Below are 22997 nucleotides of genomic sequence, written 5' to 3'. Positions count from 1 at the left end.
AGAATCGAAACCAGTAGCAATATCAATATGCGTATATCAATACTGATAGGTGGTTGCATAAATGGCTCAGATATTGCAATTTGATTAACTGTTGATTTTGTCCGAGTACCCCCTTGCACAGTCAGGGTGCCCCAAATTTGACAGTTCCGGGTTTATGCAGTCCGCAGCTTGTATCCAGTTGCGCTAAGACCTTTTTGAGGGCCAACAAACAATAGATAAGCCCCTAGCTCGGGGAATTGGGAGGGAAATCATATGAATACTAGACAGCTTGTTGTTGCTCTATTGATGCTAATAGCTACAGCACCTATGGCTCTTGCAACCCCAATAATGCTCGATCTCACTACAAAAGGGAGTTCTGGCTTTATTAACGGTGCCGAATTCCTGCAAGGAACAATTAAGCCTACAGGAACAGGAGTTTATGAACCATTCCTGCGCTTACAACGAAACGGAACTGAACAAGGATTTAACACCAGCGCACCAGGTGTGATGGATAACAAAGCCGGTATATGGACTAAAGACCTGTTGGCGGGTACAATTCCAACAATTACGGTAAATGGCAAGCTATATAGAGAGATTCGCTTGGACATAAACGAGAGTAACTCAAAGAATGCTAAATACCTCTCCCTAGATTCTTTGGAAATCTACTTGCAAGATACTGGGGGGATCAGTAGCAAAGCCGGCCTTACTAACCTGAGATACAGCATGGACACTCCAACCAAAGATTACTACGTAAAGCTGGACTATACGTTGGCTCCTGGTAGTGGTTGGGACGATATGTCCGTATTACTCCCGGAAGAGATATTTGCAGATTCTGCAACGCACAGATATTTTTATCTTTATTCGCAATTCGGTCTTAATTTTACTAGCGATGCTGGTTTTGAAGAGTGGGCTGCTGACCCTCTTACTCCTTCACCCCCAGTGCCTCCCCAGGAAGTCGTTCCCGAACCCGGCACTTTTACCCTGCTGGGGCTGGGTATGGTTGCTCTGGGGCTGTATCGGCGGACACGTCGTACCTAAACCGATTTATATAGCACGAATGAAAAGGGGCTGGCTCACTGGAGTCAGCCCCTTTTCAATTGTACGAAATACTGTCTAGCGCTGCACGACACTGGTAGCTGAAGAGGTGTTACCTGCTGTGTCGAAGGCCTTGACTGTTATGGAATGGCTACCAATGGCAACTCCGCGTTGGTCCCAGTTAAAGGAGAGCGAACTTCCTGCTACCGTGCTTTTGAGGATGCCATCGACATAGAGTTGCAGCTTGCTGACGGCTACGTTGTCAGTGGCTGAAGTCGTGATTGTAACGCGCCGCAGGCCGGTAACCGAACTGCCATTGACCGGGGAGATGGTTGTGATGGTCGGAGGAGTTGTGTCCACGGTGTTCTGTACTGTCACGCTGAAAATGCTGGAAGCGGCGCTGTTGCCGGCTGCGTCGAATGCCTGGGCTTGAAGGGTGTGCTTGCCGTCAGCCACGGTTGTACTGTCCCAGCTGAAAGCGAACGGAGAGGTGGCATCACTTGCAAACAGTGCCCCATCGAGAAACAGATCCACTCTGGTCACGCCGTAGTTATCGGTTGCCGCAACATTTATAGCCACACTCCCCTTCACTATGGAGCCATTGCCCGGAGAGGAGATGCTGACAGTCGGCGGCTGGGTGTCGGAAGGAACAAGGGCTATTTTGGCTGCTGCAACCGCTTTGGCCACGTTTACGCGACCGTAGCCGAAGTATTGGTCGAACCCGGGTGTCCCCAGGTCATCTGTGTTCTGCTTGAGGATATCGACTACCTGCTGGGCGCTGAGGAGAGGGTTGACCGAAAGGATGAGGGCTGCAACACCGGCGGTGATCGGTGAAGAGAAGGACGTGCCGCTGACCGAGGCGTACCCGCCACCGTTGGCAGTGGTGTAGATGCCCGATCCCGGCGCTGCAACCGTTATCCAGCTACCGTAGTTGGAAAAGCTCGCCTTATTGTCGGAGGAATCGGTTGCGGCGACAGCAACCGCATGGTTGCACGCTGCCGGATAGGTCAGGGTGCTGACATTGCTGTTACCGGCCGAGGCGAAGACGATGGTTCCCTTGCTCCAGGCGTAGTCTATGGCGCTCTGCAGCGTTGTGGAACTACTGGTGCCGCCAAAGCTCAGATTGACAATACGGACCCCATGATCAGCGGCATAGACAATGGCGTTGGCCATCATGGAGTAATAGCCATATCCGGCTGTATCGCTGACCCTGAGCGGCATGATGGCGCTGCCCCAGGCTACGCCAGTCACGCCTATGCCGTTGTTCCCGATGGCCGCTGCAGTTCCGGCAACTTTGGTTCCATGGCCATAGACGTCGCTAGTGTTATTGTTGTTGTCGTAAAAGTTGTAACCCGGGATCAGTTTGCCTGCCAAGTCCGGGTGGGTCGGGTCGACCCCTGAATCGGCAATGGCTATGTCAACGCTAGGAGAGCCGGTAACGGTATCCCATCCCTGTGGTGCGAAAATTTTGGGAAGATGCCACTGCGAAGAAAATGAAGGGTCGTTCGGGATTATTGTTGGATCGGCAATGTAGTTCGGTTCTACGAATTTGAAGTGCGGGTTGTTGGCAAAGTTCTTCCTGGCTTTCTCCCGCAGATGTGACGGGATCTTGATCTGCCTGATATTCAATTGCGGGATCTCCCCGGCAACAGAGGCGCCTTCATCGGCAAACGCCCTATGTACTTTTTCGTGGGGCGCTCCGGGTTTTACCTGCACGAGCAGTTCATCCTCGACGAACTTTGCCGGGGCGGTGTTTGCCTGAGATTGTTGGGTGGAGAAAAGGGTGAGACCTACGAGAAGAACTGCTGACAGGATGTTGCGGGATGTTGCTTTCATGTCTACCTCCGTGTGTTTCCCAGGTGCCTTGAAAAACAGGGCACCGAGAAGTAGGGCGGTAGACCCTGTCTCTTCGGCAACCCGGCTATCCTGCCTTCTGTGCAGGACCCGTGGCTTTGTGTCCCCCGGTTACCCGAGGTTTACCCGTTCGGAAACAGCTTGCTTTTTTATTACGTTATAATCTTACGGCGTGGCTCCGAAAAAGCTTTGTGTTGTTTATCACAATTGGGTCAGATGTTGAAAGATTTGTTTAGGAGTATCTTCCTGCCGGGTAGGATTTCAATGGTTCCGTTCCGCGCCAGCCGGGCCAACAGCCGGCTGACGGTCTCCCTTGAGAGCGACACGAATTCGGCGATTTCCTGGTGGGTGAGCCGCATGGTCAGGATGGTGCCGCGTTGGTCCTGCACACCATGGCGTGCGGCCATGTGCCGTAACAGAGCAACAACCCTTTCCTCGGCGTTTCCTGAGCTCTGCACCCTCTGCATGAGCCATGAATCGCGCAGTCGGCCGCAGAGGAAGGTGATGATCTGCCGGCTGATCGCCGGGTCGGCCAGGAAGAGATCGTGAAAATCAGCCCTGCTGATCAGGGCCAGGGTGGTCTCTTCAAGGGCAATGACGGTCGCCGGTGAGGTCTGGCCATCCAGAATTCCCATTTCGCCAAAAAAATCGCCTTTCTTGTGAATGGCCAGGATCGATTCCTTGCCTTTGTCGCTCGCCTGCACCACCTTCACCGTGCCGCTAGTGATGATGTACATGTACCGGTCGGTTTCATCGGCCCGGAGGATGACCTGATTTCGTGAGAAGTGGCGGGTCTTGATACAGTCGGCGAGTTCGTTCAGTTGTTCGGCCGGGAGATGCTGCAGAAAAGGAAGATATGCCAGCGGTTGCCTGTTCGGTTTGCCGAGCGGCTTCATGGGCGGGTACTCCTAAAGGGCAGCGGCAAGTTCCGCTATCCATGCGTCGAAAATGTCGGTTTTTCCTGCCCCGAATCTGCCGATCTCCTGGCGGACCTTGGCAACCGTTTTCTCCGTCGCAATCTGGCCGGGTTTCTTCGAATAGAACAGATCCGCGAAACAGACGATCCGCTCCTCGCCGGTCAGTGGTGCCATGTCCCGGTGGGGAAGGGGTAGTCCCTGGCGAGCAATGTCGGCGGCGGTCAGCCCAACTCCTATGTGCCGCTCGCAGACCAGGGCATGACGCGGCAGCCCTTCTGCCTCAAGGATTTCCTTTCCCAGGATGCCGTGAAGGATATAGGGATGAGGGCCGTGGCAGCCGATGCCGGGTGTATCGGTGTGGCAGATGCCGATGTCGTGGAGAAGCGCTGCTTCTTCGATGAAACAGAGGTCGAGGTAGTGTGGGGCGGGATGACTGCGGGCCAGTTGCAACGCCTTGTTGGCCACGCAGCGGCTATGCTCAAGGACGATCCGGCGTGCTCCATCTTCGGGGAAATATTTGTGCAGCAGGGAAATTGGGTCCAATGTGCTGCTCCATTCTCATATCATACCGTTTGCATACTAGCCGTCCGGGGCAGACCTGTCAACACAACTGCGCGGTGAGATCCTTGACCGCTCAGGCCTTATGGGGTATGGTAAAAAACCATTTTAGAGGAGCCTGCCATGTCCCGCCCTACCTGGGATGAATATTTCATGGAGATAACCCATCTGGTGGCCCGCCGCTCAACCTGCCTGCGCCGGCAGGTTGGGGCCGTGCTGGTAAAGGACAAGAACATCCTGTCCACCGGCTATAACGGCGCGCCGTCCGGGGTGGCTCACTGTCTGGATGTGGGATGCCTGCGGGAGCAGATGGGAATTCCCTCCGGGGAGCGTCACGAGCTGTGCCGGGGGCTGCATGCCGAGCAGAACGCCATCATCCAGGCCGCCAAGCATGGGACCAATATTAACGGCGCAACCCTCTACTGTACTACCATGCCGTGCATCATCTGCTCGAAGATGCTCATCAATGCCGGCATCAGGCGGATCGTGTACGAGGCCGGCTACCCGGACCAACTGGCCGCCAGCATGATTGCCGAATCCGGGGTGGCAGTCGAACCGTTCGTACCTTCGCCGTCAGAGGAGGCTGTCCCGTGAAGTGTCCGTTCTGCGCCCTTCCCGACAGCAAGGTGGTGGACTCGCGACCGGAAAAGGATGGCTCGGCCATCCGTCGGCGCCGCGAGTGCGAGTCGTGCGGCAAGCGGTTCACCACCCATGAGCGGATCGAAGAGATGCTCCCCCTGGTGCAGAAAAAGGATGGCCGCCGTGAGCCGTTCGACCGGCTCAAGGTGATTGCCGGTATCAAGAAGGCGTGCGAGAAGCGGCCCGTATCGGTGGAGTCCATCGAAAAAATGGTGGATCGCCTGGAGAGCCGTCTCCAGGAAAGCGCTGAGCGGGAGATTCCCAGCACCACCATCGGCGCCTGGGTCATGAAGGAGCTTCATGACGTGGACGAGGTGGCCTATGTCCGCTTCGCCTCGGTGTACCGCTCATTCAAGGATATCAACGAATTCATGGTGGAACTCCAGGAGTTGCTGAAGAAGTGAGTGCCGAAGACCATCACGAGCGGCTGATGCGCCGGGCGTTTACCCTGGCGCGCAAAGGGGTGGGACGGACTTCGCCGAACCCTGCGGTAGGCTGTGTGATCGTCAGTGACGGCGTTATCGTGGGTGAGGGGTGGCACCGGAAGGCCGGCACGCCCCATGCGGAGGTTCATGCCCTGCGGATGGCCGGCGACCTGGCCCGTGGTGCGGACGTGTATGTGACATTAGAGCCGTGCGCCCATTTCGGCCGCACCCCTCCCTGTGCCGATGCCCTGGTGGCAGCCGGGGTGGGCCGGGTGTTTGTCGCCATGGTCGATCCCAATCCCAAGGTGGCCGGCAAGGGGGTGGCGATCATCCGCAAGGCCGGGATCACCGTGACCGTAGGTCTCTGCGAGCGGGAGAGCCGGCTTCTGAACGAGCCATTCGTAAGGCACGTGACCACCGGATTACCGTTTGTCATCCTGAAAAGCGCCCTGACCCTCGACGGCAAGACCGCTACAGCCAGCGGCGACTCTCGCTGGATAACCGGCGAGCGGTCCCGTCGATTGGTCCACCGCCTCCGGGACCGGGTGGATGCCATCATGGTGGGGATTGGCACGGTCCTGGCCGACGATCCCCAGTTGACGGTGCGGCACCTGCGGGGGCGTGATCCGCTCCGGGTGGTCGTCGATTCCGGTCTCCGGATGTCCGTGGATGCCCGGATGCTGACCCATGCGTCCAGCAGCGGGACGGTTATTGCCACGACAGTTGCCGGTGGCGACAGGGGAGAGGCGCTCCGTTGTCGAGGTGCTGAACTGCTCGTCTGCCAAGAGCGGGACGGACGGGTCGACCTTATCGATCTGCTCCGGAAACTTGGCGCCCGGGGGGTACAGTCGATTCTCCTGGAAGGCGGGGCAACACTGGCTGGCGAGTTTATCCGCCAGGGACTGGTCGACAAGGTGATGTTTTTTTATGCGTCCAAGATCGTGGCCGGCGAGGGACGCGGACTCTTTACCGGCAGGGGAGCAGAGATGATGGCCGACGCTATTTCGTTGAGCGATGTGACTTTCGCCAGGATCGGCGATGATTTTCTTGTCACCGGATATCCGGAGCACCGATGTTTACCGGTCTGATTGAAGATGTGGGCAGGATGGTACGGCTCCAGCGTGCCGGGAGCGCTGCCCGGCTCACGGTAACGACCGCTCTGCCGTGCGGCGAGATCGCCATGGGGGATTCGGTGGCGGTGAATGGCGCCTGCCTGACGGTGGTGGCAAAGGGTGCCGGTGAGCTCACCTTTGATGTATCGCCCGAGAGCCTGGACCGGACAACTGTTGGCGGGTTGGTCGGCGGCGCACCGGTAAATCTGGAGCGGGCGCTGAAGGTGGGTGACCGTTTGGGGGGGCACTTGGTCAGCGGTCACATTGACACCGTTGCCACGGTTGTGGGGCTGCGCGAGGCGTCCGGCAACCTGGTGATAAGCTTCCAACTGCCTCCCCAGCACGCCCGTTACATAGTGGAGAAGGGGTCGGTTGCCATTGACGGGATCAGTCTGACGGTGAATACCGTGAGTAACGACGGTTTCAGCGTCAATATTATTCCCCATACCGCCGCCAGGACCACGCTCCAGTTCGTCCGGCCGGGCTTCAAGGTCAATATCGAGACCGACATCATCGGCAAGTATGTGGAACGGCTCCTGACGGGCCATCAGCCGGTCGGCCGCACGGGCCTGACCCTGGAGAGCCTGGCGGCCAACGGGTTTGTCTGATTGGTATCCTTCAGGTGGTGCGGAATACCTGTTACGGTGCCCTTTTTTCAAGTTTGCCCTTTGCCTATTTACGCCATTTCTGGTATAGAACGCTGATCCCGTTGAAGGGATACGAAAATTATAAGGATTGGTGACTGACAGTGCCTGTTGCGACCATTGATGAAGCCATAGAGGATATCCGCCAGGGGAAGATAGTCATCCTGGTGGACGACGAAGACCGTGAAAACGAAGGGGATCTGACCATGGCGGCCGAAGCGGTCACGCCCGAGGCGATCAACTTCATGGCCAAGTACGGCCGGGGGCTGATCTGCCTGACTTTGACCCCGGACACCTGTGACCGGCTCCGCCTCAACCCCATGGTCGCCAACAACACCTCCTCCTTCGGGACCGCCTTTACCGTCTCCATCGAGGCGAAAAAGGGGGTATCAACCGGTATTTCGGCCGCTGACCGCGCCCACACCATTCTGACCGCCGTGGCCCCTGAGACCCGGGCCGAGGATCTGGCCCGGCCCGGTCATGTTTTTCCGCTGCGGGCCCGCAGTGGCGGCGTTCTGGTGCGGACCGGCCAGACCGAGGGGTCGGTAGACCTGGCCCGGCTGGCTGGGCTGACGCCGGCGGGGGTGATCTGCGAGATCATGAACGATGACGGGACCATGGCCCGGATGCCCGAATTGCGGGAGTTCGCCAAGGAGCATGGTCTGAAGATCTGCACCGTAGCCGACCTGGTTGCCTACCGGATGCGCACCGAAACCCTGGTGCAGCGGTCTGTCGAAGCGACCATGCCGACACTGTACGGCGGTGATTTCAAGGCGATTGCCTTTGACAACCAGGTGGACAACCTGGAGCATATCGCCCTTGTCAAGGGTGATGTTGCCGGTGACGAACCGGTGCTGGTGCGGGTCCATTCCGAGTGCCTTACCGGCGATGTCTTCGGCAGTTGCCGCTGCGACTGCGGTGAGCAGCTGCAGAGCGCCATGGCTATGATCGAGCGGGAGGGGAAAGGGGTCATCCTCTACATGCGTCAGGAAGGGCGTGGCATCGGTCTGGTGAACAAGCTGAAGGCCTACGTGCTTCAGGATGAGGGAAAAGACACCGTGGAGGCCAACCTGGAACTCGGTTTCAAGGCCGACTTGCGGGATTACGGCATCGGTGCCCAGATCCTCGTGAACCTCGGTCTGAAGAATATCCGTCTCTTGACCAACAACCCGAAAAAGGTCATCGGTCTGGAAGGTTACGGCATCAACATCATTGATCGGGTGCAGATCGAGGTGCAGCCCAACAGCTGCAATCTGCGCTATCTGCAGACGAAACGCGACAAGATGGGGCACCTGCTGGTGAACGTGGACACCAGTGAGACGCCTGGCGAAAATATCTAACTACATTCAGGTTTGGAGGGATTATGCCCGTATACCATGATGCAAAACTTGATGCCACCGGCCTGCGCGTCGGTATAGTCGTCAGCCGTTTCAACGGCTTCATTGCCGAACGTCTCTTGGAAGGTGCCCTTGATGCCCTTATTCGTCACGGCGCTGCTGACGGCGACATTGCCGTTGTGCGCGTGCCCGGTGCCTTTGAGATTCCCCTGGTGGCGCAAAAACTGGCGGTGGCCGGGAAGTACGATGCCATTATTTGCCTCGGGGCAGTGATCCGCGGGTCTACTCCCCATTTCGACTATGTGGCTGCGGAAGTATCCAAGGGGGTCGCGCAGGTATCGCTCAAGACCGGGGTGCCGGTTGCGTTTGGCGTACTCACCACGGACAGCATCGAACAGGCCGTTGAGCGGGCCGGCACCAAGGCCGGGAACAAGGGATTCGACGCTGCCATGACGGCCATCGAGACCGCCAACCTGCTCAAGGTGGTTTAGGTGGGGGCGCGCCGCGAAGGGCGGGAGCAGGCCCTCCAGATTCTCTATGGCATGGAACTGAACCCGGTAACGGTGCCACAGGCGCTTCGCCATTTCCGGGAGGGCGCCCGCGGCTCGGAGGCTTCACAAGCCTTTGCCGAAGAGCTGGTGCTTGGCGTTGCCGAACATAAGGCGGAGCTCGATGCCGCCATTGAGGAAAAGTCCACCAACTGGACCGTGCCGAGGATGGCCCGGATAGACCTGAATATCCTGCGGCTGGCCGTGTTCGAGCTGCTTTTTCGTCCCGACATCCCTGCCAACGTGACCATCAACGAGGCCATTGAAATTGCCAAGAAGTTCGGGACCGAGGATTCTCCGGCCTTCATCAACGGCATACTTGACCAGTTTGCCGGTGAGAAGGCTGTTTCCGGTCAACCATCACCGTAACGTGCGAGGAACAATGAAGAGAATCACCCTGGGACTTATCGGATTCGGTACCATCGGTACCGGTGTTGTCAAGCTGCTGCAGAAGAACGGTTCCCTGATCGAGGAAAAACTGGGCGCCAGTCTGACGCTGAAAACGATCGCCGATCTGGATATAACAACCGATCGCGGGGTGAGCGTACCGGATGGTGTGCTCACGACCAATGCCAACGAGCTGCTGAACGATCCCGAGATCGACGTGGTCATCGAGCTGATCGGCGGCTACGAACCGGCCCGGAGCTTTGTCCTGAAGGCCATTGCCAACGGCAAGCATATCGTTACCGCCAACAAGGCGCTCCTGGCAGTCCATGGCGAGGAGATCTACCGGGCTGCGGCAGAAAAGGGAGTAGAGGTCCTCTACGAGGCGGCTGTCGGTGGCGGTATTCCGGTTCTTTCCGCCATCAAGGGGAATATGGCGGCCAACAATTTCAGCACAGTCCTGGGGATTCTCAACGGCACCTGTAACTACATCCTGACCAGGATGACCCGGGAAGGGGCCGATTTTGCCGATGTCCTGAAGACGGCCCAGGAGCTGGGGTATGCCGAAGCCGATCCCACCTTTGATATCGAGGGGGTCGATACGGCGCATAAGCTGGCGCTGCTGGTTTCTCTCTGTTTCGGCACCAGGGTGAAATTCGATGACATCCATACCGAGGGGATCACGGGGATTTCCGCCATCGATGTCAACTTCGCCCGGGAATTCGGCTACAAAATCAAGCTGCTTGCCATTGGCAAGCGTGACGGCGACCGGATCGAGGCGCGGGTTCACCCGACCATGATCCCGCTGAACTATCCGCTTGCCGATGTTGACGGCGTTTTCAACGCCATCCGCCTGGCAGGTGATTTTGTCGGTCCGGTCATGCTCTACGGCCGTGGTGCCGGGATGGAACCGACTGCGAGCGCCGTGGTCGGGGACCTGATCGACATCGGCCGTAATATCATGGCCGGCATCGGTCAACGGGTGGCATCCCGCGGCTTCCACGAATCATCGGTCAAGACCCTGGCAATCAAGCCGATTGGCGAGTCGGTCAGCAAATACTATCTGCGGTTCAGCGCTGCCGACCGCCCCGGGGTCCTGGCCAGGATTGCCGGTGCCCTGGGCACACACGACATCAGCATAGAATCGATGATCCAGACCGCCAGAAGTTCCAGCGAGACGGTACCTATCGTGATCATGACCCATGAGGCCCGCGAACAGGACGTGCGGCTGGCCCTGGCGGAGATCGACTCCTTTGACGTGATCAGGGAGCAGACCAAGCTGATCAGGATCGAGGACAATCTGGACTGACTTGGGTAGAATCAGGTAACAAAAAGGCAGGGTGTGTAACGCACCCTGCCTTTTTTCGTGCTGCTGTGGTTTTGGCATTGTCAAGCCTGACCATGAAGTTCCATCCCCGATCCTACGTGGGGGGTCCGATCATGGGTGCTGGTTTTCAGGTAGTCGAAATAACAGAAGATTTGGACAACGTGCGCGATTGCAGCGCCCACGAATATGATTATAAGGTATTCCATACATCCTCCCGTGAAAGCGCCCTCCTTTTGTTCGATAAGTTAACCCTTTATGTTTATAAAATAGCAGGTTGTGGTCAACAAGTCAAAGCGGTCGGGTGGAGACAGGCTAACAGTTCGGCAGCGGGATCAATTCGCCGAAATGGTGAATGGAACTGTAGGTGGGGGAGGGTTTGGGCGGGACCGTTGAACTGAAACGGCTGACGTAGACCAGGTAACGGATGCCGAACTGCTGGGCGGTGAAGAGGTTCCGTTCACTGTCCTCACCCAGAAGGGTACGTTCGGGCTGATACGGGATCATCCTCTGCAAGGCTCCCCAGAAGGCGAGGTCCTCTTTGGGGAGTCCCACTTCATGGGCCGAAACGATGCTGGTGAAGTAAGGGCCAAGACGGGTTGTGCGCATCTTCAGGTCCAGGGTTTTACTGTGGGCGTTGGTAACCAGATGGACCTGTTTGCCATGGTGGCGGAGAAAAAGGAGGAATTCTACGACAAAGGGATGGACCGCTATGAGGTGGTCCACTTCCCTTTTGAGCAGCGGGATGTCAAGACCGAGGCGGTCGGACCAGTAGTCAAGGTCGGTCCAGTTGAGGGTGTTTTCCTGGGAGCGGAAGAGGGCATATAGCTGTTCCTTGGTATCGGCAAGCGGGAGGGCATGCTTGATTGCGTAGGTCCTGGGGACATGCTCAAGCCAGAAGTGGTCGTCAAAATGACGGTCCAGGAGCGTGCCGTCCATGTCCAGGAGGACTGTGTCAATATCGTTCCAGTCGAGATGCATGGTGAAAGATTTAGCATAAAAAATTCGTTTTGCCTCCTTCAATATTACTCTGCCGGCCATTATCGGTCAGTGACTCTTCGTTCCATAATGGCTTTAGTTTCACTGTTTGTTCAAAGATAAAAGGGAGTATCTGTTAATCGCGCTTGACTGATGCACTATCGAAGATTATGTTATTGACAGTTGAATAGTTGCTCAACAATGGAGACTATTGATGCGAGAAAGCGTTGTCTGCACTGTCAACCTGATTAATGAGGCAAAGGTTGCCGCTGTCAGGAATGCCATGCCTTCAGAGGGAATCCTGCTCCGGTTGGCCGAAACCTTCCGGCTGCTCGGTGATCCCACCAGGGTTCGTATCCTTCATGCCCTTTCACTGGAAGAACTCTGCGTCTGCGACATTGCCAGTCTCCTGGGGACCACCAAGTCGGCTGTCTCCCACCAATTACGGTTGCTTCGCTCCCTGAGGGTGGTCAAGTACCGGAAGGATGGCAGGATCGTCTACTATTCGCTGGACGATAGCCATGTGGGGAACCTGCTGAGGGAGGGTATCAACCATATCGTGTCACAAGGAGTGTCCCTATGATCCGAAAAATCAGTGCCGCCTTTGCCGGCGGAGCAGTGGGCGGTTTTGTCGACAGTTTCAATATCTGGTTCATGGGTAGAGCTGGCATCAGCGACCTGATCGGCCTGTCCATGAAGCCCGAGTTCACTGCCCCCTGGCTCTACCAGCGGATGATTTGGGGCGGTATCTGGATGCTCTTGTTGCTGTTGCCACTCCTGCGGGGCAAATTTATCCTGCGCGGTTGCCTCTTCAGTCTTCTCCCCTCAGCCATGATGCTCTTCCTGGTGCTGCCGGGGATGGGTAAAGGTGTGCTGGGGCTTGGCTTCGGCGCTGTCACGCCGATTGTCGTGATCGGTCTGAACTGCATATACGGGATGGTTGCATCCCTTTGGTACCGGAAGGGAGCTGCCTGATATGGGACAGATCGAACGTGACAAGCTTCTGGTCCGGGCCAATTTTCTGGCGCTGCTTACCATTGGCTACAACGTAGTGGAGGGGGTCGTGTCCATGGCACTGGGAGCCGCCGACGAGACACTGGCGCTGTTCGGTTTCGGGGTGGATTCCTTCATCGAGGTTATTTCGGCGGTCGGCGTCTGGCACATGATCCGCCGCATCAGGCAGAACAGTTATGAAACAAGGGATGCGTTCGAACAGCGGGCACTTAGGATCACCGGCGGTGCCTTCTACCTCCTGACAGCTGGTCTGGTTGCCACGGCGACCCTGAACCTGGTGTTGCAGCATCGTCCGGCAACGACGTTCTGGGGCGTTGTCGTCTCGTTGGTGTCTATTTCGTTCATGTGGTTACTGATTCACCACAAGACCAGAGTCGGCACGGCCCTGAACTCTCCGGCCATGCTGGCCGACGCAGCCTGCTCGAAGGCGTGCATGTACCTCTCGCTTGTCCTGTTGGTGGCAAGCGTTGGCTTTCAACTGACCGGAATCGGCAGCCTCGACGCCCTGGGCGCGCTGCTGATCTCCTGGCTCAGCTGGAAAGAGGGGCGGGAAGCCTTTGGCAAGGCTGCCGGCATGTCGTGTTCCTGCAGTTGTAGCTGTAATTCCTAATTAGCGAAAGTGGTGCACTACCCAAAAGGGGGTGTCGTTGACTTTGCACGGGTTATCTGCTAGAAACGACAGGTTCGACAGGAGCCCCCATTCCCCATGGATAATTTTTTTCTCAAACTCTCCATCATGCTGGTGCCCGGTCTCATGGCCATCACCTGTCATGAGGTCTCCCACGGATTCATGGCCGACCGGTTCGGCGACAATACCGCCCGCTCCATGGGGCGCCTGACCCTCAACCCCCTGAAACACTTGGATATCTTCGGTACCCTGATGGTGTTTATTGTCGGCATCGGCTGGGCCAAGCCGGTGCCGGTGAACTTCGGCAATCTTCGTCACCCCAAGTCGGACATGATCTGGGTGGCCGGTGCCGGACCGGTTACCAACTTCGTCCTGGCAACCCTGTCGGCCTTTGCCATGCGCGGCATTGTTGCCGCTACCGAGGCACTGCCCGATTCCTCTCTTATCCCGTTGGTCATCGACCCGGTTGTCCTTATGCTGGCGTTTTCGGTGTATATCAACCTGCTCCTGGCGATTTTCAACCTTATTCCCCTGCCGCCCCTGGATGGCGGCCGGGTGATGGTGGGCCTTCTTCCCTATCGGCAGGCGGCGAACCTGGCGCGGATCGAGCCGTACGGCATGATCATCATCATTGTCCTGGTCTTTTTCACCAATATCTTCAGTACGGTCATTTCGCCGGTACTCAACATGGCGATCGGTCTCCTGGCCGGTCCCCAGAGCAAGCTCGTTTTCAGCGTTACCCACTTCCTGATGCGATAAGGAGTTTTTTCATGCAGAACATGCGGATTGTCAGCGGCATGCGCCCCACCGGGAAACTCCACCTGGGCCACTTCCACGGTGTTCTGGCCAACTGGCTGGAGTTGCAGCACAACTACGACTGCTTCTTTTTCGTTGCAGACTGGCATTCGTTGACCACCGAATATGCGAGTACGGAAGGAATTCGGGACAGCATCCGGGAGATGGTCCTGGATTGGCTTGCCTTTGGGATCGATCCGGAAAAGTCGACCATCTTCCGTCAGGGCCATGTGCCGCAGCATGCCGAGCTGAACCTGCTCCTGGGGATGATCACCCCGGTCTCGTGGCTGGAGCGGAACCCCACCTACAAGGAGATGCAGGAGAACCTGCAGACCAAGGATCTCTCCACCTTCGGCTTCCTCGGCTATCCGGTGCTCATGGCTGCCGACATCATCATCTACAAGGCGGGCAAGGTGCCGGTGGGCCATGACCAGCTTCCCCACCTGGAGATCACCCGGGAGATCGCCCGCCGCTTCAACCATCTCTACACGCCGGTCTTTCCCGAGCCCGAGGCGCTCCTGACCGAGACCCCGAAGGTCCTGGGTCTGGACGGCCGGAAGATGAGCAAGTCTTACGGCAATGCCATATTCCTCTCCGAGAGTGCCGACGAGAGCCGGAAAAAGGTGATGTCCATGGTGACTGATACCCAGCGGGTTAGAAGGAGCGACCCGGGTGAGCCGGACCAGTGTGTAGCCTTCTCGCTGAACGGGATGCATTTGCCGCCTGAGAAGCGTGAAGAGGTGATGGCCGCCTGCCGTAGCGCCCAGATCGGCTGCGTCGAGTGCAAGCGGCTCCAGGCTGAATGCCTGGTGGAGGCCTTGGCGCCGTTTCGCGCCCGTCGCGAGGAGTTGCTTGCCCAGCCCGGGCTGGTGACGGACATACTCGCTGCCGGTGCCCGCAAGGCCGCGATTGAGGCGGAAAAGACCCTTCAGGAAGTCGCTACGGCCATGGGATTATAGAGCCCCATGACCGGCAGCGACCCATTCCGGAGCGGGCTCTTTGCCGAGAGCCCGCTTAATTCCTATCCGATCAGGGTCGAGGCCTTCGAAGGGCCGCTCGACCTCTTGCTCCACCTCATCAGGAAGAACGAGGTGGATATCTACAACATCCCCATGGCCGAGATCACCCGCCAGTACCTGGCGTACCTGGAGGTGATGAACGAGCTCAACCTGGACGTGGCCGGCGAATTCCTGGTCATGGCCTCCACCCTGATCCAGATCAAGTCCAAGCTGCTCCTTCCCATTGCGCCGTCCGAAGAGGGCGCGGAAGAGTCCGGTGAGGACCCGCGGGCCGAACTGGTCCGCCGTCTCCTGGAATACCAGAAATACAAGGAGGCAGCCGTTTCCCTGGCGGGACGGCAGCTTCTGGACCGGGACCTGTTCGTCCGGCCGGAACTCCCGTCCGAAGCAGAGGATGACGAGGTCAGCGAGGCCCCGCTGGAGCTGGATCTCTTCGAACTGATGGCCGCCTTCCGGCGGATTCTGCAGAAGGCGCCCAAGGAGAGTTTTCACGAGGTGGGCTCGGAGAACATCAGTATCGCCGACCGGATCTCGGACCTCCTGGCCTTTCTGCAGGGAAAAGAGCTGGTTGCCTTCGAAGAACTCTTCCAGGGCAACCTGACGCGTGAGTATGTCGTTGCCACGTTCCTGGCTGTTCTTGAACTCTGCAAGCTCAAGATGATCAAGGTCAGCCAACTGGAACGCTTTGGGACCATCTGGGTCAGACCGGCGGTTATCATGGAACCGGAACAGTCGGAGGACGATCAGGGTCATGACCACACCCAACCTTAGAGCCATTGTGGAGAGCCTCCTCTTTGTCGCTGACGGCCCACTCACTCTGGACCGGCTCTGCACGGTCCTGGAAGAATATGAGCGGGACCTGGTGCGTGCTGTGCTTGCCGAACTGGTGGCGGAATACGAGGCTGAAGGGAGGGGTATTGCCCTTGTGCAGGTGGCTGGCGGGTTTCAGTTGCGTACCCGGCCCGAGCATGCCGACTACATCCGCCGGCTGCGGCGCGGCAGGGTTGCCAAGTTCAGCCAGTCAGCCCTGGAGACCCTGGCCATCATCGCCTACCGTCAGCCGGTGACCAGGGCCGAGGTCGAGTATCTCCGGGGGGTGGATGTGGGTGGTGTGCTGAAGAGCCTCCTGGAGAAAAAGTTGATCCGCATCCTGGGAAAGAAGGATATCCCCGGAAAGCCGCTGATTTACGGGACCACGAAAGAGTTCATGAGCACGTTCGGTCTCAAGGATCTGGCAAGCCTGCCGTCGCTCAGGGAAGTCCACGAACTGGCCGACGATCCCACCAGCGGCGAGCAGGCACCACTGCCGCTGGACGCCGGGGTAGCCGATTGAGTTGGGTGCGCTATACTTGTCCGCAGCAGTATAGTGGGTAAGGAGGTGCTTTTATGCTTCGTCAGCCAGCAGTAGCGGGACAGTTCTACAGCAGTGAGCGAGACCGGCTCCAGAAGGATTTGGCAGGGCTCATAACCAGTCAGGAAGAGCAGGAGCGGGCCATCGGCGTTGTCTCGCCCCACGCCGGCTATATTTACTCCGGTGCAGTGGCCGGTGCCCTTTTCGGTGCCATCCGCATTCCCCGCACCGTCGTAATCCTGGGGCCGAACCACCACGGCGTCGGCGCCAGGGCTGCCCTCTATCCCTCAGGCTCCTGGGCTACCCCACTGGGTACGGTGCCGATCAACGACAGGCTTTCCTCCCTCTGCTCCCGCCATGCGCCGCTGCTTGAACCGGACACCCTGGCGCACCTTCACGAACACTCCCTTGAGGTTCAGCTCCCCTTTCTCCGGGCAATTCGTCCGGACGTCGCCATTGTGCCGGTTTGTATCGGCTTTGGTCGTTACCAGGAGTGCGAGGAACTGGGCATGGGGCTGGCCCTGGCCATCCGTGAGTACGGGGAAGAGGTCCTGATCGTCGCCAGTTCGGACATGACCCACTACGAGCCGGCCGATCAGGCACGGGAAAAGGACGGCATCGCCATCCGGGAGATACTGGCCCTCAATCCGTCCGGATTGTTGGGAACCTGCCGCTCCCGCGGCATTACCATGTGTGGGGTGGTGCCAGCCACGGTGATGTTGATTGCGGCAAAGGAGCTGGGAGCCAACCGGGCGCGCCTCGTACGCTACGCCAACAGCGGGGATGTAAACGGTGATGTTCGGCAGGTGGTGGGCTACGCGGCGGTGACAGTCTCCTGAATTGTGCGGTGATGCGCTCCCCTATGGCTACTTGGAGCACTGCACCGGGCCCTCAGCAAGAGTATGTTTTGAACAGGTGAAGTGCTGATGGATGTCATTACCACCCATGTTAACGCCGATTTCGACTGCCTCGGGGCGATGATCGCCGCCAGGAAGCTCTATCCCGACGCGCTGATGGTCTTTTCCGGTTCGCAGGAAAAGAGCATGCGCGATTTCTTTCTCAAATCCACCGGCTATGTCCTTAACTTCACCAAACTGAAAGATGTCGACCTCGACCGGGTGACACGCCTTGTCCTGGTCGATTGCCAGCACGCCTCCCGCATCGGCCGCTTTGCCGAGATCCTTGACCGGCCGGGACTTGTGATCCATATCTACGATCACCACCCTGACGTTGCCGGCCAGATTCGACCGACCGGCGGCCTGATCAGATCCTGCGGCTCATCCACCACGATTCTCGCGTTGCTGCTGAAGGAGAGGGGGCTTGCGGTAACCTCCATCGAAGCGACCCTGATGATGCTCGGCATCTACGAGGACACCGGCAACCTCACCTTTCCGTCCACCACTGTTGACGACTACCATGTGGCGGCCTGGCTCCTTCAGCAGGGGGCGAACCTGAATACAGTGGCCGATTTTGTGACCCAGGAGCTGACCTCCGAACAGATCTCCCTGTTGAACGATCTCCTGAAATCCCTCAAGACCACGACCCTGAACGGTGTGGAAATATCCATCGCCCATGCCGCGGTCGACTACTACATCGGCGATATTGCCGTGCTTGCCCACATGATGCGGGATATGGAGAGTCTGGAAGCGCTTTTCATCGTGGTCGGCATGGGCAACCGGGTCTACGTGGTGGCCCGGAGCCGCACGCCGGAGGTGGATGCGGGGGAGGTCCTGCGGGACCTGGGCGGTGGTGGGCACGCCACGGCCGCGTCGGCGGCGGTCAAGGACCTGACAATGATCCAGGTGCTCGACCGGCTGGATCAGGTCCTGAGGGTGCGGGTCAATCCCCGGCGGGTGGCAGCGGATTTCATGTCATCACCGGTCAAGACCATGCCGGCTTTGACGACCATCGTCGAAGCCCGTGAACTGCTCACCCGGTACAATGTGAACGCCATGCCGGTCATGGCGGGCGATGTCATGGTCGGGATCATCTCGCGCCGGATCGTGGAGAAGGCGATTTATCACGGCCTGCAGAACCAGCCGGTGACCGACTACATGCACACCGAATTCATGCGGGCCGTACCTGACACCCCCTTCAGCGAGATCAGGGAGTATGTCGTTACCCGCAACAGGCGCTTCGTGCCGGTCTTCAGCGGCAAGGAACTGGTGGGGGTGGTCACCCGGACCGATCTCCTGCGGGCCATGTATGCAGGAGAGGCGCTCTACGATCTGGCGCGTAGCGCCGGCCCTTCCCGAAGCAAGGAGGTGGCGCGTCAGATGGCTCGTGCCCTGTCGCCACCGGTTTTTCAGCTTCTCAAGGATCTGGGCGGGGTGGGGGAGGAACTGGACGTCTCCGTCTATGCGGTCGGCGGCTTTGTCCGCGACCTCATGCTCGGGATGGAGAACAGTGATATCGACGTGACGGTGGAAGGTGATGGCATCCTCTTTGCCGAGACCTTTGCGGAGCGCTTCGGGTGCCGGGTCAAGAGTCATCATAAGTTCGGGACCGCGGTCATTGTCCTTCCCGATGGCCTCAAGATCGACGTGGCCAGCACCCGCCTGGAATATTACGACTCGCCCGGTGCACTGCCGACGGTGGAGCGCTCATCCCTCAAAATGGATCTGTATCGTCGCGACTTCACCATCAATACCCTGGCAGTCCTCCTGAACAGCCGCGGTTTCGGCCTGCTCATCGACTATTTCGGTGCCCAGCGGGATCTCCAGGAAAAGGTGATCCGGGTCCTTCACAACCTTTCCTTTGTTGAGGACCCGACGCGGGTTTTCCGGGCCATCCGTTTCGAGCAGCGCCTCGGCTTCCACATCGCGATCCATACGGAGAATCTGATCAAGAATGCGGTTAAGATGAACTTTCTGGAACGGCTCGGCGGGAAGCGGCTCCTCTCTGAACTGGTACACATCCTGCGGGAGCACGAACCGCAGCGGGCCATCGAGCGGCTTGCCATGTTGGGGCTGCTGCCGTTCATCCATCAGCACCTGGAGCTGACCGCAGAGCTGCACCGACTACTGGACGAAACCAGGAAGATCCTGTCCTGGTTCGATCTCCTGTTTCTCGGCGCCAGCTGCGAGCGTTGGGTGGTATATTTCCTTGCGCTGACAGCCGCGCTCTCGGACGACGAATTCTGGGAAACCTGCGGCAGACTGGCTGTGAGCGAACATTACAGGGAGCGTCTGGCGGACAACCGGCGTCAGGGAAGCCGGACACTGAACACCCTTGAACGGTTGATTGCGGACCAGATGCAGTTGCTCCCCAGTGACATATACCTGCTCCTCAAGGATCTGACGGTGGAGATCCTGCTCTTTCTCATGGCCAGGACCACCGGTGAAGAGGCGCGCAGGGTTGTCTCCCTGTACTTTACCAAGCTGCGCAACGTCAGGATCAGCGTGACGGGTCACGACCTGGAAGCACTCGATATTCCGCACGGTCCCCGGTATCGGCAGATTCTTGACAGTATTCTCGCGGCCCGTCTGAATGGGCAGGTGAATTCCCGCGAAGACGAGTTACGCCTCCTTGCTGATCTGTCTCGAACTGTTGCATAAGTGCAACATGGCTTGCCGGCAAATGACGGTTACGGACACCGATTTTGCCATTTATTGCCAACGGTGATACTTGTGCAGCCGAGAGTTCTTCATCTGTTTTAGCAGGTTTCAGGATGTTGTGCAGCTTTGGGTCGATTGGCTTGCTTGTTGCTTTAATAAGCGATGAATGAAATGAAAGGGAGGAGACTAATGAAACGGGCAAAACGTATGATGACGGTTCTTCTGGCAACTGCACTTTTGACGGTCTGGACGATTCCTGCCGGTGCCCAGGAAAATCCGCTCAAGGTGATCCTGGAGGACGCATTCTACGGTGGGGTGATCGGGACCTTGCTTGGCGGTGCTATGCTCGCCTTTCCCAAACACCCGGGCGATCATCTGGAATACATCGGCTACGGCGCTGCCACCGGGATAATTGCGGGGACGGTCTTTGGTGCCGTAACCGTTTCCCGGTCCTTTGCCGAAGTTGATAACGGAAAGATCCGTTTTGCCATGCCGACCGTGATGCCTGAACTGCAGGAGAACGGTTCCCGTGGTACGTCAGTGGCGTTCAAGGCTGATCTGTTGCGCGGCAGTTTCTAATCTCGATCTTGGATTTGGGCACACAAAGGGGGGGTGGTTCTTGCGGACCATCCCCCCTTTGTCGTCATTGGTGGCGGTTCAGCGAAGTGTGTGGTGTTACTCCGCGCCTCCGCGGGTGACCGTCTGCGCGGATCTGTTGATCACCACCTGTTTCGGGGCGGGCTTTGTTTCGTACAGCAACTGATACAGGTTGGCAGTGGCCAGGACCTTTTTTACATACTCCCTGGTTTCGCTGTAAGGGATGCTTTCGATGAATTCATCCAGGGGGAGATCGCCGAACGCGGTCCGCCAGCGGTTGACCGCTGTAGTGCCGGCATTGTAGGCGGCTACCGCGAGGGTCGTGTTTCCCTGGTACAGGTCAACCAGCCCCTTCAGATGGCGCACTCCCAGGGTTATGTTCGTCTGCGGGTCGGTGAGTCGGTCCGGGGTGAAATCCCCCTGGAATTTAGCCAGGGCCGCAGCGGTGGCCGGCATGAGCTGCATCAGCCCACAGGCTCCCACCGGAGACAGGGCGGTGGGGGAGAAATTGCTCTCGGAGCGCATGATACCGTATACCAGGCTCTGGGCGATTCCCGTATTCCGGGAGACATCAGAGACGACCGGGGTGAAGGCGCGGGGGTAGCTGAGCCCCCATTGGATCTGGTGTTCCCGATCGAGCTGCTCCGGCTGCTCCTGTTTGTAGAGGAGCATGGCATCCCGGTAATTGTCCATCTCCAGATAGAGGCGGGCGATGGCCTGGAGCCCTTTCTTGCCATTGGTCCGCTTTTTAGTTATTGCCAGCTCCCGCTGCGCCTCCTCGTTCAGGCCGAAGGAGATGAGAAGCTTGACCCGCTCGTAGCCGTCGGGCAGGGGGAGCAGGTCGCGTAAATCCTTCTCCCGCAGGCCCAGCGGTTCCGGGTACGCCGGCGTCAGACCGGCAGTCAGGGCGTAGTAGCCGAACGGAAAATCCCTGGCAAGAAGGGTATAGGCCTCCCGGGCGGCACCCTTCTCCCCCCGTGCGGTGAGAATCCGGCCTGTCCAGAACAGCGCCCGTTCCCGGTAGGCGCTGTTGTCCACCAGCTTCTTCAGGTTGTCGAGGGCGGTCTGGAGATCGCCGGCCCGAAAGGAGTTCCAGGCGATTTCCCACCTGACCCGGTGCAGCAGAGGGGTTTTGGGGAATGAGGCGAGCAGCTGCTTCAACACGGTTACCGCCTCGGCGTGCCGTCCCTGGAATTTGCGGATAAAGGCGGCGTTGAGGAGGGCGTCGTCGGCCTGGTCATTGGCAGAAAAGTCGGCGGCGAATTTCAGGTAGGCGGCATAGGCATCCCCATCCCGGTTGCTCTTCTCCATGGTCAGGGCAAGCAGGTAGCGTGCATCAACCGCCATCTCCCGGTGGATGTCGCCCGAGGTCAGATCTGTCAAAACCTTTTCCGCATCGGTGTACTTGCGGCCCCGCATCAGCGCCTGACCGATTTTCAGCTTGAGGCGGTCGGCAAAATCTGCGTTCTGACCCTCAGGATTGATAGCCCGAAAGGCCTTTACCGCCTGGTCGTACTTTTTCAGCTCCATCAGTGTGGTGGCCCGTTTAACCAATTCCTGCGGAGCGATCGGCGGGGTGGTTGTCCCTTTTGCCGACAGTCGTTTCAGGTCTTCTTCGGCCCGGGATGCCTGGGGGGCGGCAGGGTTGTTGAGCCAGATCGAGCGCAGGATGGTAACTGCCTGGCCCAGTTCGCCCAACTCCTCACGGCAACGGGCTGCCCGGTACAGGGCAAGGATGGAGTCGTTTCCCGATGAGTATTTTTCTGTGAACCGCTGAAAGGTGGCCAGGGCATCCCGGTATTCTCGCCGTTCGAACAGCAGGTTGCCGCGCTGGAGTAGGGTCTGGCGGTAGAGAGGGGTGTCCGGATGGTTCTGCAGAAGCTCACTCAGGACGGCAATCGCTTCGGCTGTCCTGTCCAGGCGCACCAGGGACTGTGCCCGGTAGTAAAGGGAATAGTCGGCCAGGGCTGGCAGCGTTGTTGTTGCCCGGCTAAAGGCGCCTTCTGCCTCGTCATAGCGTCCCTGGCGGTAGGTGGCGATAGCGAAGATGAAGTCCCGTGCCCCGCCGACCGGTGCGTTGGTGGAGAGTGTGGCCGCTTTGACGAAGTTCTTTGCCCGTAATTCCTGTGCTGCCGCGATGAGGCCTTCATCCGGAAGGCTGACCAGGTTCCGGGCTGACGCCGGAATGGCGAGGGTGGTGAGCAGTGCGGTGGTAATGATGAGTCGGAAAAGCATCCATGCTCCTGTCGTGGTAAACTTGTGCCTTCATCATACCGGCACCCCTGGCCAATTTCAAAGGTAA

Annotated in this window: 24 protein-coding genes and 1 riboswitch; of the genes, 19 read left to right on the top strand and 5 right to left on the bottom strand. The window is 58.3% G+C overall.

Features of this window, described 5'->3' with window-relative positions:
• Nucleotides 1-252: 252 nt before the first annotated feature.
• Complete coding sequence (locus tag JN12_RS12135; RefSeq protein ID WP_145023084.1) at nucleotides 253-1017, top strand: PEP-CTERM sorting domain-containing protein; 765 nt, start codon at nucleotides 253-255, stop codon at nucleotides 1015-1017.
• A gap of 75 nt (nucleotides 1018-1092) precedes the next feature.
• Here the strand turns inward: JN12_RS12135 and JN12_RS12130 are convergent, their stop codons facing one another.
• The 3 genes from JN12_RS12130 to JN12_RS12120 form a co-directional block, all read right to left on the bottom strand.
• Entirely contained in the window at nucleotides 1093-2850 is a 1758-nt protein-coding gene (locus JN12_RS12130) for a S8 family serine peptidase (protein ID WP_145023082.1), read from the bottom strand.
• A 72-nt stretch (nucleotides 2851-2922) separates the two neighbouring features.
• Nucleotides 2923-3005, bottom strand: a riboswitch (cyclic di-GMP riboswitch).
• A 75-nt stretch (nucleotides 3006-3080) separates the two neighbouring features.
• Nucleotides 3081-3764 carry a Crp/Fnr family transcriptional regulator gene (locus JN12_RS12125; protein WP_145023080.1) on the bottom strand — a complete coding sequence of 228 codons (684 nt, stop codon included), beginning with the start codon at nucleotides 3762-3764 and terminating at the stop codon, nucleotides 3081-3083.
• Nucleotides 3765-3776: 12 nt separating this feature from the next.
• Nucleotides 3777-4328 carry an HD domain-containing protein gene (locus JN12_RS12120; RefSeq protein WP_145023078.1) on the bottom strand — a complete coding sequence of 184 codons (552 nt, stop codon included), beginning with the start codon at nucleotides 4326-4328 and terminating at the stop codon, nucleotides 3777-3779.
• Nucleotides 4329-4466: 138 nt separating this feature from the next.
• Between JN12_RS12120 and JN12_RS12115 the strand changes: the two genes are divergently transcribed.
• The 8 genes from JN12_RS12115 to JN12_RS12080 all read left to right on the top strand — a co-directional run bounded on the left by JN12_RS12115 (nucleotide 4467) and on the right by JN12_RS12080 (nucleotide 10741).
• Complete coding sequence (locus tag JN12_RS12115) at nucleotides 4467-4937, top strand: deoxycytidylate deaminase (RefSeq protein ID WP_145023076.1); 471 nt, start codon at nucleotides 4467-4469, stop codon at nucleotides 4935-4937.
• Entirely contained in the window at nucleotides 4934-5386 is a 453-nt protein-coding gene (gene nrdR, locus JN12_RS12110) for a transcriptional regulator NrdR (RefSeq protein WP_145023074.1), read from the top strand. The genes JN12_RS12115 and nrdR overlap by 4 nt, the downstream gene beginning before the upstream one ends.
• A complete protein-coding gene (gene ribD, locus JN12_RS12105) occupies nucleotides 5383-6495 on the top strand; it encodes a bifunctional diaminohydroxyphosphoribosylaminopyrimidine deaminase/5-amino-6-(5-phosphoribosylamino)uracil reductase RibD (RefSeq protein ID WP_281287732.1) in 1113 nt (370 codons plus the stop codon). The genes nrdR and ribD overlap by 4 nt, the downstream gene beginning before the upstream one ends.
• Nucleotides 6480-7127 carry a riboflavin synthase gene (locus tag JN12_RS12100; protein WP_145023072.1) on the top strand — a complete coding sequence of 216 codons (648 nt, stop codon included), beginning with the start codon at nucleotides 6480-6482 and terminating at the stop codon, nucleotides 7125-7127. Before ribD ends, JN12_RS12100 begins: the two co-directional genes overlap by 16 nt.
• 140 nt (nucleotides 7128-7267) lie before the next feature.
• Nucleotides 7268-8503 carry a bifunctional 3,4-dihydroxy-2-butanone-4-phosphate synthase/GTP cyclohydrolase II gene (locus JN12_RS12095; protein ID WP_145023070.1) on the top strand — a complete coding sequence of 412 codons (1236 nt, stop codon included), beginning with the start codon at nucleotides 7268-7270 and terminating at the stop codon, nucleotides 8501-8503.
• Nucleotides 8504-8526: 23 nt separating this feature from the next.
• Nucleotides 8527-8991: a 6,7-dimethyl-8-ribityllumazine synthase gene (gene ribH / locus JN12_RS12090; protein ID WP_145023068.1), complete on the top strand. Its 465-nt coding sequence runs from the start codon at nucleotides 8527-8529 to the stop codon at nucleotides 8989-8991.
• Nucleotides 8992-9417, top strand: coding sequence for a transcription antitermination factor NusB (gene nusB / locus JN12_RS12085; protein ID WP_145023066.1), 426 nt, complete (start codon nucleotides 8992-8994; stop codon nucleotides 9415-9417).
• Between the two features lie 13 nt (nucleotides 9418-9430).
• Nucleotides 9431-10741 carry a homoserine dehydrogenase gene (locus JN12_RS12080; RefSeq protein ID WP_145023064.1) on the top strand — a complete coding sequence of 437 codons (1311 nt, stop codon included), beginning with the start codon at nucleotides 9431-9433 and terminating at the stop codon, nucleotides 10739-10741.
• 330 nt (nucleotides 10742-11071) lie between these two features.
• Here the strand turns inward: JN12_RS12080 and yrfG are convergent, their stop codons facing one another.
• Nucleotides 11072-11737 (bottom strand): GMP/IMP nucleotidase, encoded by a 666-nt coding sequence (gene yrfG / locus JN12_RS12075; protein ID WP_145023165.1) that lies wholly within the window; start codon nucleotides 11735-11737, stop codon nucleotides 11072-11074.
• Between the two features lie 211 nt (nucleotides 11738-11948).
• On the opposite strand from yrfG, the gene JN12_RS12070 reads away from it, so the two are divergent.
• The 10 genes from JN12_RS12070 to JN12_RS12025 all read left to right on the top strand — a co-directional run bounded on the left by JN12_RS12070 (nucleotide 11949) and on the right by JN12_RS12025 (nucleotide 20677).
• Nucleotides 11949-12317, top strand: a complete 369-nt coding sequence (locus JN12_RS12070) for an ArsR/SmtB family transcription factor (RefSeq protein ID WP_145023062.1) — start codon at nucleotides 11949-11951, stop codon at nucleotides 12315-12317.
• Nucleotides 12314-12709, top strand: coding sequence for a hypothetical protein (locus JN12_RS12065; protein WP_145023060.1), 396 nt, complete (start codon nucleotides 12314-12316; stop codon nucleotides 12707-12709). Before JN12_RS12070 ends, JN12_RS12065 begins: the two co-directional genes overlap by 4 nt.
• Nucleotide 12710: 1 nt before the next feature.
• Nucleotides 12711-13358, top strand: a complete 648-nt coding sequence (locus JN12_RS12060) for a cation transporter (protein ID WP_145023058.1) — start codon at nucleotides 12711-12713, stop codon at nucleotides 13356-13358.
• Nucleotides 13359-13454: 96 nt separating this feature from the next.
• A complete protein-coding gene (locus tag JN12_RS12055; RefSeq protein WP_145023056.1) occupies nucleotides 13455-14135 on the top strand; it encodes a site-2 protease family protein in 681 nt (226 codons plus the stop codon).
• An 11-nt stretch (nucleotides 14136-14146) separates the two neighbouring features.
• Nucleotides 14147-15130, top strand: coding sequence for a tryptophan--tRNA ligase (gene trpS / locus JN12_RS12050; protein WP_145023054.1), 984 nt, complete (start codon nucleotides 14147-14149; stop codon nucleotides 15128-15130).
• Nucleotides 15131-15136: 6 nt separating this feature from the next.
• Nucleotides 15137-15961 (top strand): segregation and condensation protein A, encoded by an 825-nt coding sequence (locus tag JN12_RS12045; protein WP_145023052.1) that lies wholly within the window; start codon nucleotides 15137-15139, stop codon nucleotides 15959-15961.
• Entirely contained in the window at nucleotides 15942-16523 is a 582-nt protein-coding gene (gene scpB / locus JN12_RS12040; protein WP_145023050.1) for an SMC-Scp complex subunit ScpB, read from the top strand. The genes JN12_RS12045 and scpB overlap by 20 nt, the downstream gene beginning before the upstream one ends.
• Before the next feature lie 53 nt (nucleotides 16524-16576).
• Nucleotides 16577-17380: an AmmeMemoRadiSam system protein B gene (gene amrB, locus JN12_RS12035; protein WP_145023048.1), complete on the top strand. Its 804-nt coding sequence runs from the start codon at nucleotides 16577-16579 to the stop codon at nucleotides 17378-17380.
• A gap of 87 nt (nucleotides 17381-17467) precedes the next feature.
• On the top strand, nucleotides 17468-20098 hold the full coding sequence (locus tag JN12_RS12030) for an A-adding tRNA nucleotidyltransferase (protein ID WP_145023046.1): 2631 nt from the start codon (nucleotides 17468-17470) through the stop codon (nucleotides 20096-20098).
• Between the two features lie 189 nt (nucleotides 20099-20287).
• On the top strand, nucleotides 20288-20677 hold the full coding sequence (locus JN12_RS12025; protein WP_145023043.1) for a hypothetical protein: 390 nt from the start codon (nucleotides 20288-20290) through the stop codon (nucleotides 20675-20677).
• A 96-nt stretch (nucleotides 20678-20773) separates the two neighbouring features.
• Here JN12_RS12025 and JN12_RS12020 read toward each other — a convergent pair whose 3' ends face one another.
• Nucleotides 20774-22930, bottom strand: a complete 2157-nt coding sequence (locus tag JN12_RS12020; RefSeq protein ID WP_145023041.1) for a tetratricopeptide repeat protein — start codon at nucleotides 22928-22930, stop codon at nucleotides 20774-20776.
• Nucleotides 22931-22997 lie beyond the last annotated feature (67 nt).

The sequence above is a fragment of the Geobacter argillaceus genome (genome assembly GCF_007830735.1).
GTDB classification, from domain to species: Bacteria; Desulfobacterota; Desulfuromonadia; order Geobacterales; family DSM-12255; genus Geomobilibacter; species Geomobilibacter argillaceus.
This window is presented reverse-complemented; position numbering and strand designations above follow the sequence as displayed.

What these genes read in the sequence shown, in the direction of transcription:
- JN12_RS12135 (WP_145023084.1), top strand. Translation starts at nt 253, where the DNA reads ATGAATACTAGACAGCTTGTTGTTGCTCTATTGATGCTAATAGCTACA.
- JN12_RS12130 (WP_145023082.1), bottom strand. Translation starts at nt 2,850, where the DNA reads ATGAAAGCAACATCCCGCAACATCCTGTCAGCAGTTCTTCTCGTAGGT.
- JN12_RS12125 (WP_145023080.1), bottom strand. Translation starts at nt 3,764, where the DNA reads ATGAAGCCGCTCGGCAAACCGAACAGGCAACCGCTGGCATATCTTCCT.
- JN12_RS12115 (WP_145023076.1), top strand. Translation starts at nt 4,467, where the DNA reads ATGTCCCGCCCTACCTGGGATGAATATTTCATGGAGATAACCCATCTG.
- JN12_RS12100 (WP_145023072.1), top strand. Translation starts at nt 6,480, where the DNA reads ATGTTTACCGGTCTGATTGAAGATGTGGGCAGGATGGTACGGCTCCAG.
- ribH (WP_145023068.1), top strand. Translation starts at nt 8,527, where the DNA reads ATGCCCGTATACCATGATGCAAAACTTGATGCCACCGGCCTGCGCGTC.
- JN12_RS12080 (WP_145023064.1), top strand. Translation starts at nt 9,431, where the DNA reads ATGAAGAGAATCACCCTGGGACTTATCGGATTCGGTACCATCGGTACC.
- yrfG (WP_145023165.1), bottom strand. Translation starts at nt 11,737, where the DNA reads ATGCATCTCGACTGGAACGATATTGACACAGTCCTCCTGGACATGGAC.
- JN12_RS12070 (WP_145023062.1), top strand. Translation starts at nt 11,949, where the DNA reads ATGCGAGAAAGCGTTGTCTGCACTGTCAACCTGATTAATGAGGCAAAG.
- JN12_RS12065 (WP_145023060.1), top strand. Translation starts at nt 12,314, where the DNA reads ATGATCCGAAAAATCAGTGCCGCCTTTGCCGGCGGAGCAGTGGGCGGT.
- JN12_RS12060 (WP_145023058.1), top strand. Translation starts at nt 12,711, where the DNA reads ATGGGACAGATCGAACGTGACAAGCTTCTGGTCCGGGCCAATTTTCTG.
- JN12_RS12055 (WP_145023056.1), top strand. Translation starts at nt 13,455, where the DNA reads ATGGATAATTTTTTTCTCAAACTCTCCATCATGCTGGTGCCCGGTCTC.
- trpS (WP_145023054.1), top strand. Translation starts at nt 14,147, where the DNA reads ATGCAGAACATGCGGATTGTCAGCGGCATGCGCCCCACCGGGAAACTC.
- JN12_RS12045 (WP_145023052.1), top strand. Translation starts at nt 15,137, where the DNA reads ATGACCGGCAGCGACCCATTCCGGAGCGGGCTCTTTGCCGAGAGCCCG.
- scpB (WP_145023050.1), top strand. Translation starts at nt 15,942, where the DNA reads ATGACCACACCCAACCTTAGAGCCATTGTGGAGAGCCTCCTCTTTGTC.
- amrB (WP_145023048.1), top strand. Translation starts at nt 16,577, where the DNA reads ATGCTTCGTCAGCCAGCAGTAGCGGGACAGTTCTACAGCAGTGAGCGA.
- JN12_RS12030 (WP_145023046.1), top strand. Translation starts at nt 17,468, where the DNA reads ATGGATGTCATTACCACCCATGTTAACGCCGATTTCGACTGCCTCGGG.
- JN12_RS12025 (WP_145023043.1), top strand. Translation starts at nt 20,288, where the DNA reads ATGAAACGGGCAAAACGTATGATGACGGTTCTTCTGGCAACTGCACTT.
- JN12_RS12020 (WP_145023041.1), bottom strand. Translation starts at nt 22,930, where the DNA reads ATGCTTTTCCGACTCATCATTACCACCGCACTGCTCACCACCCTCGCC.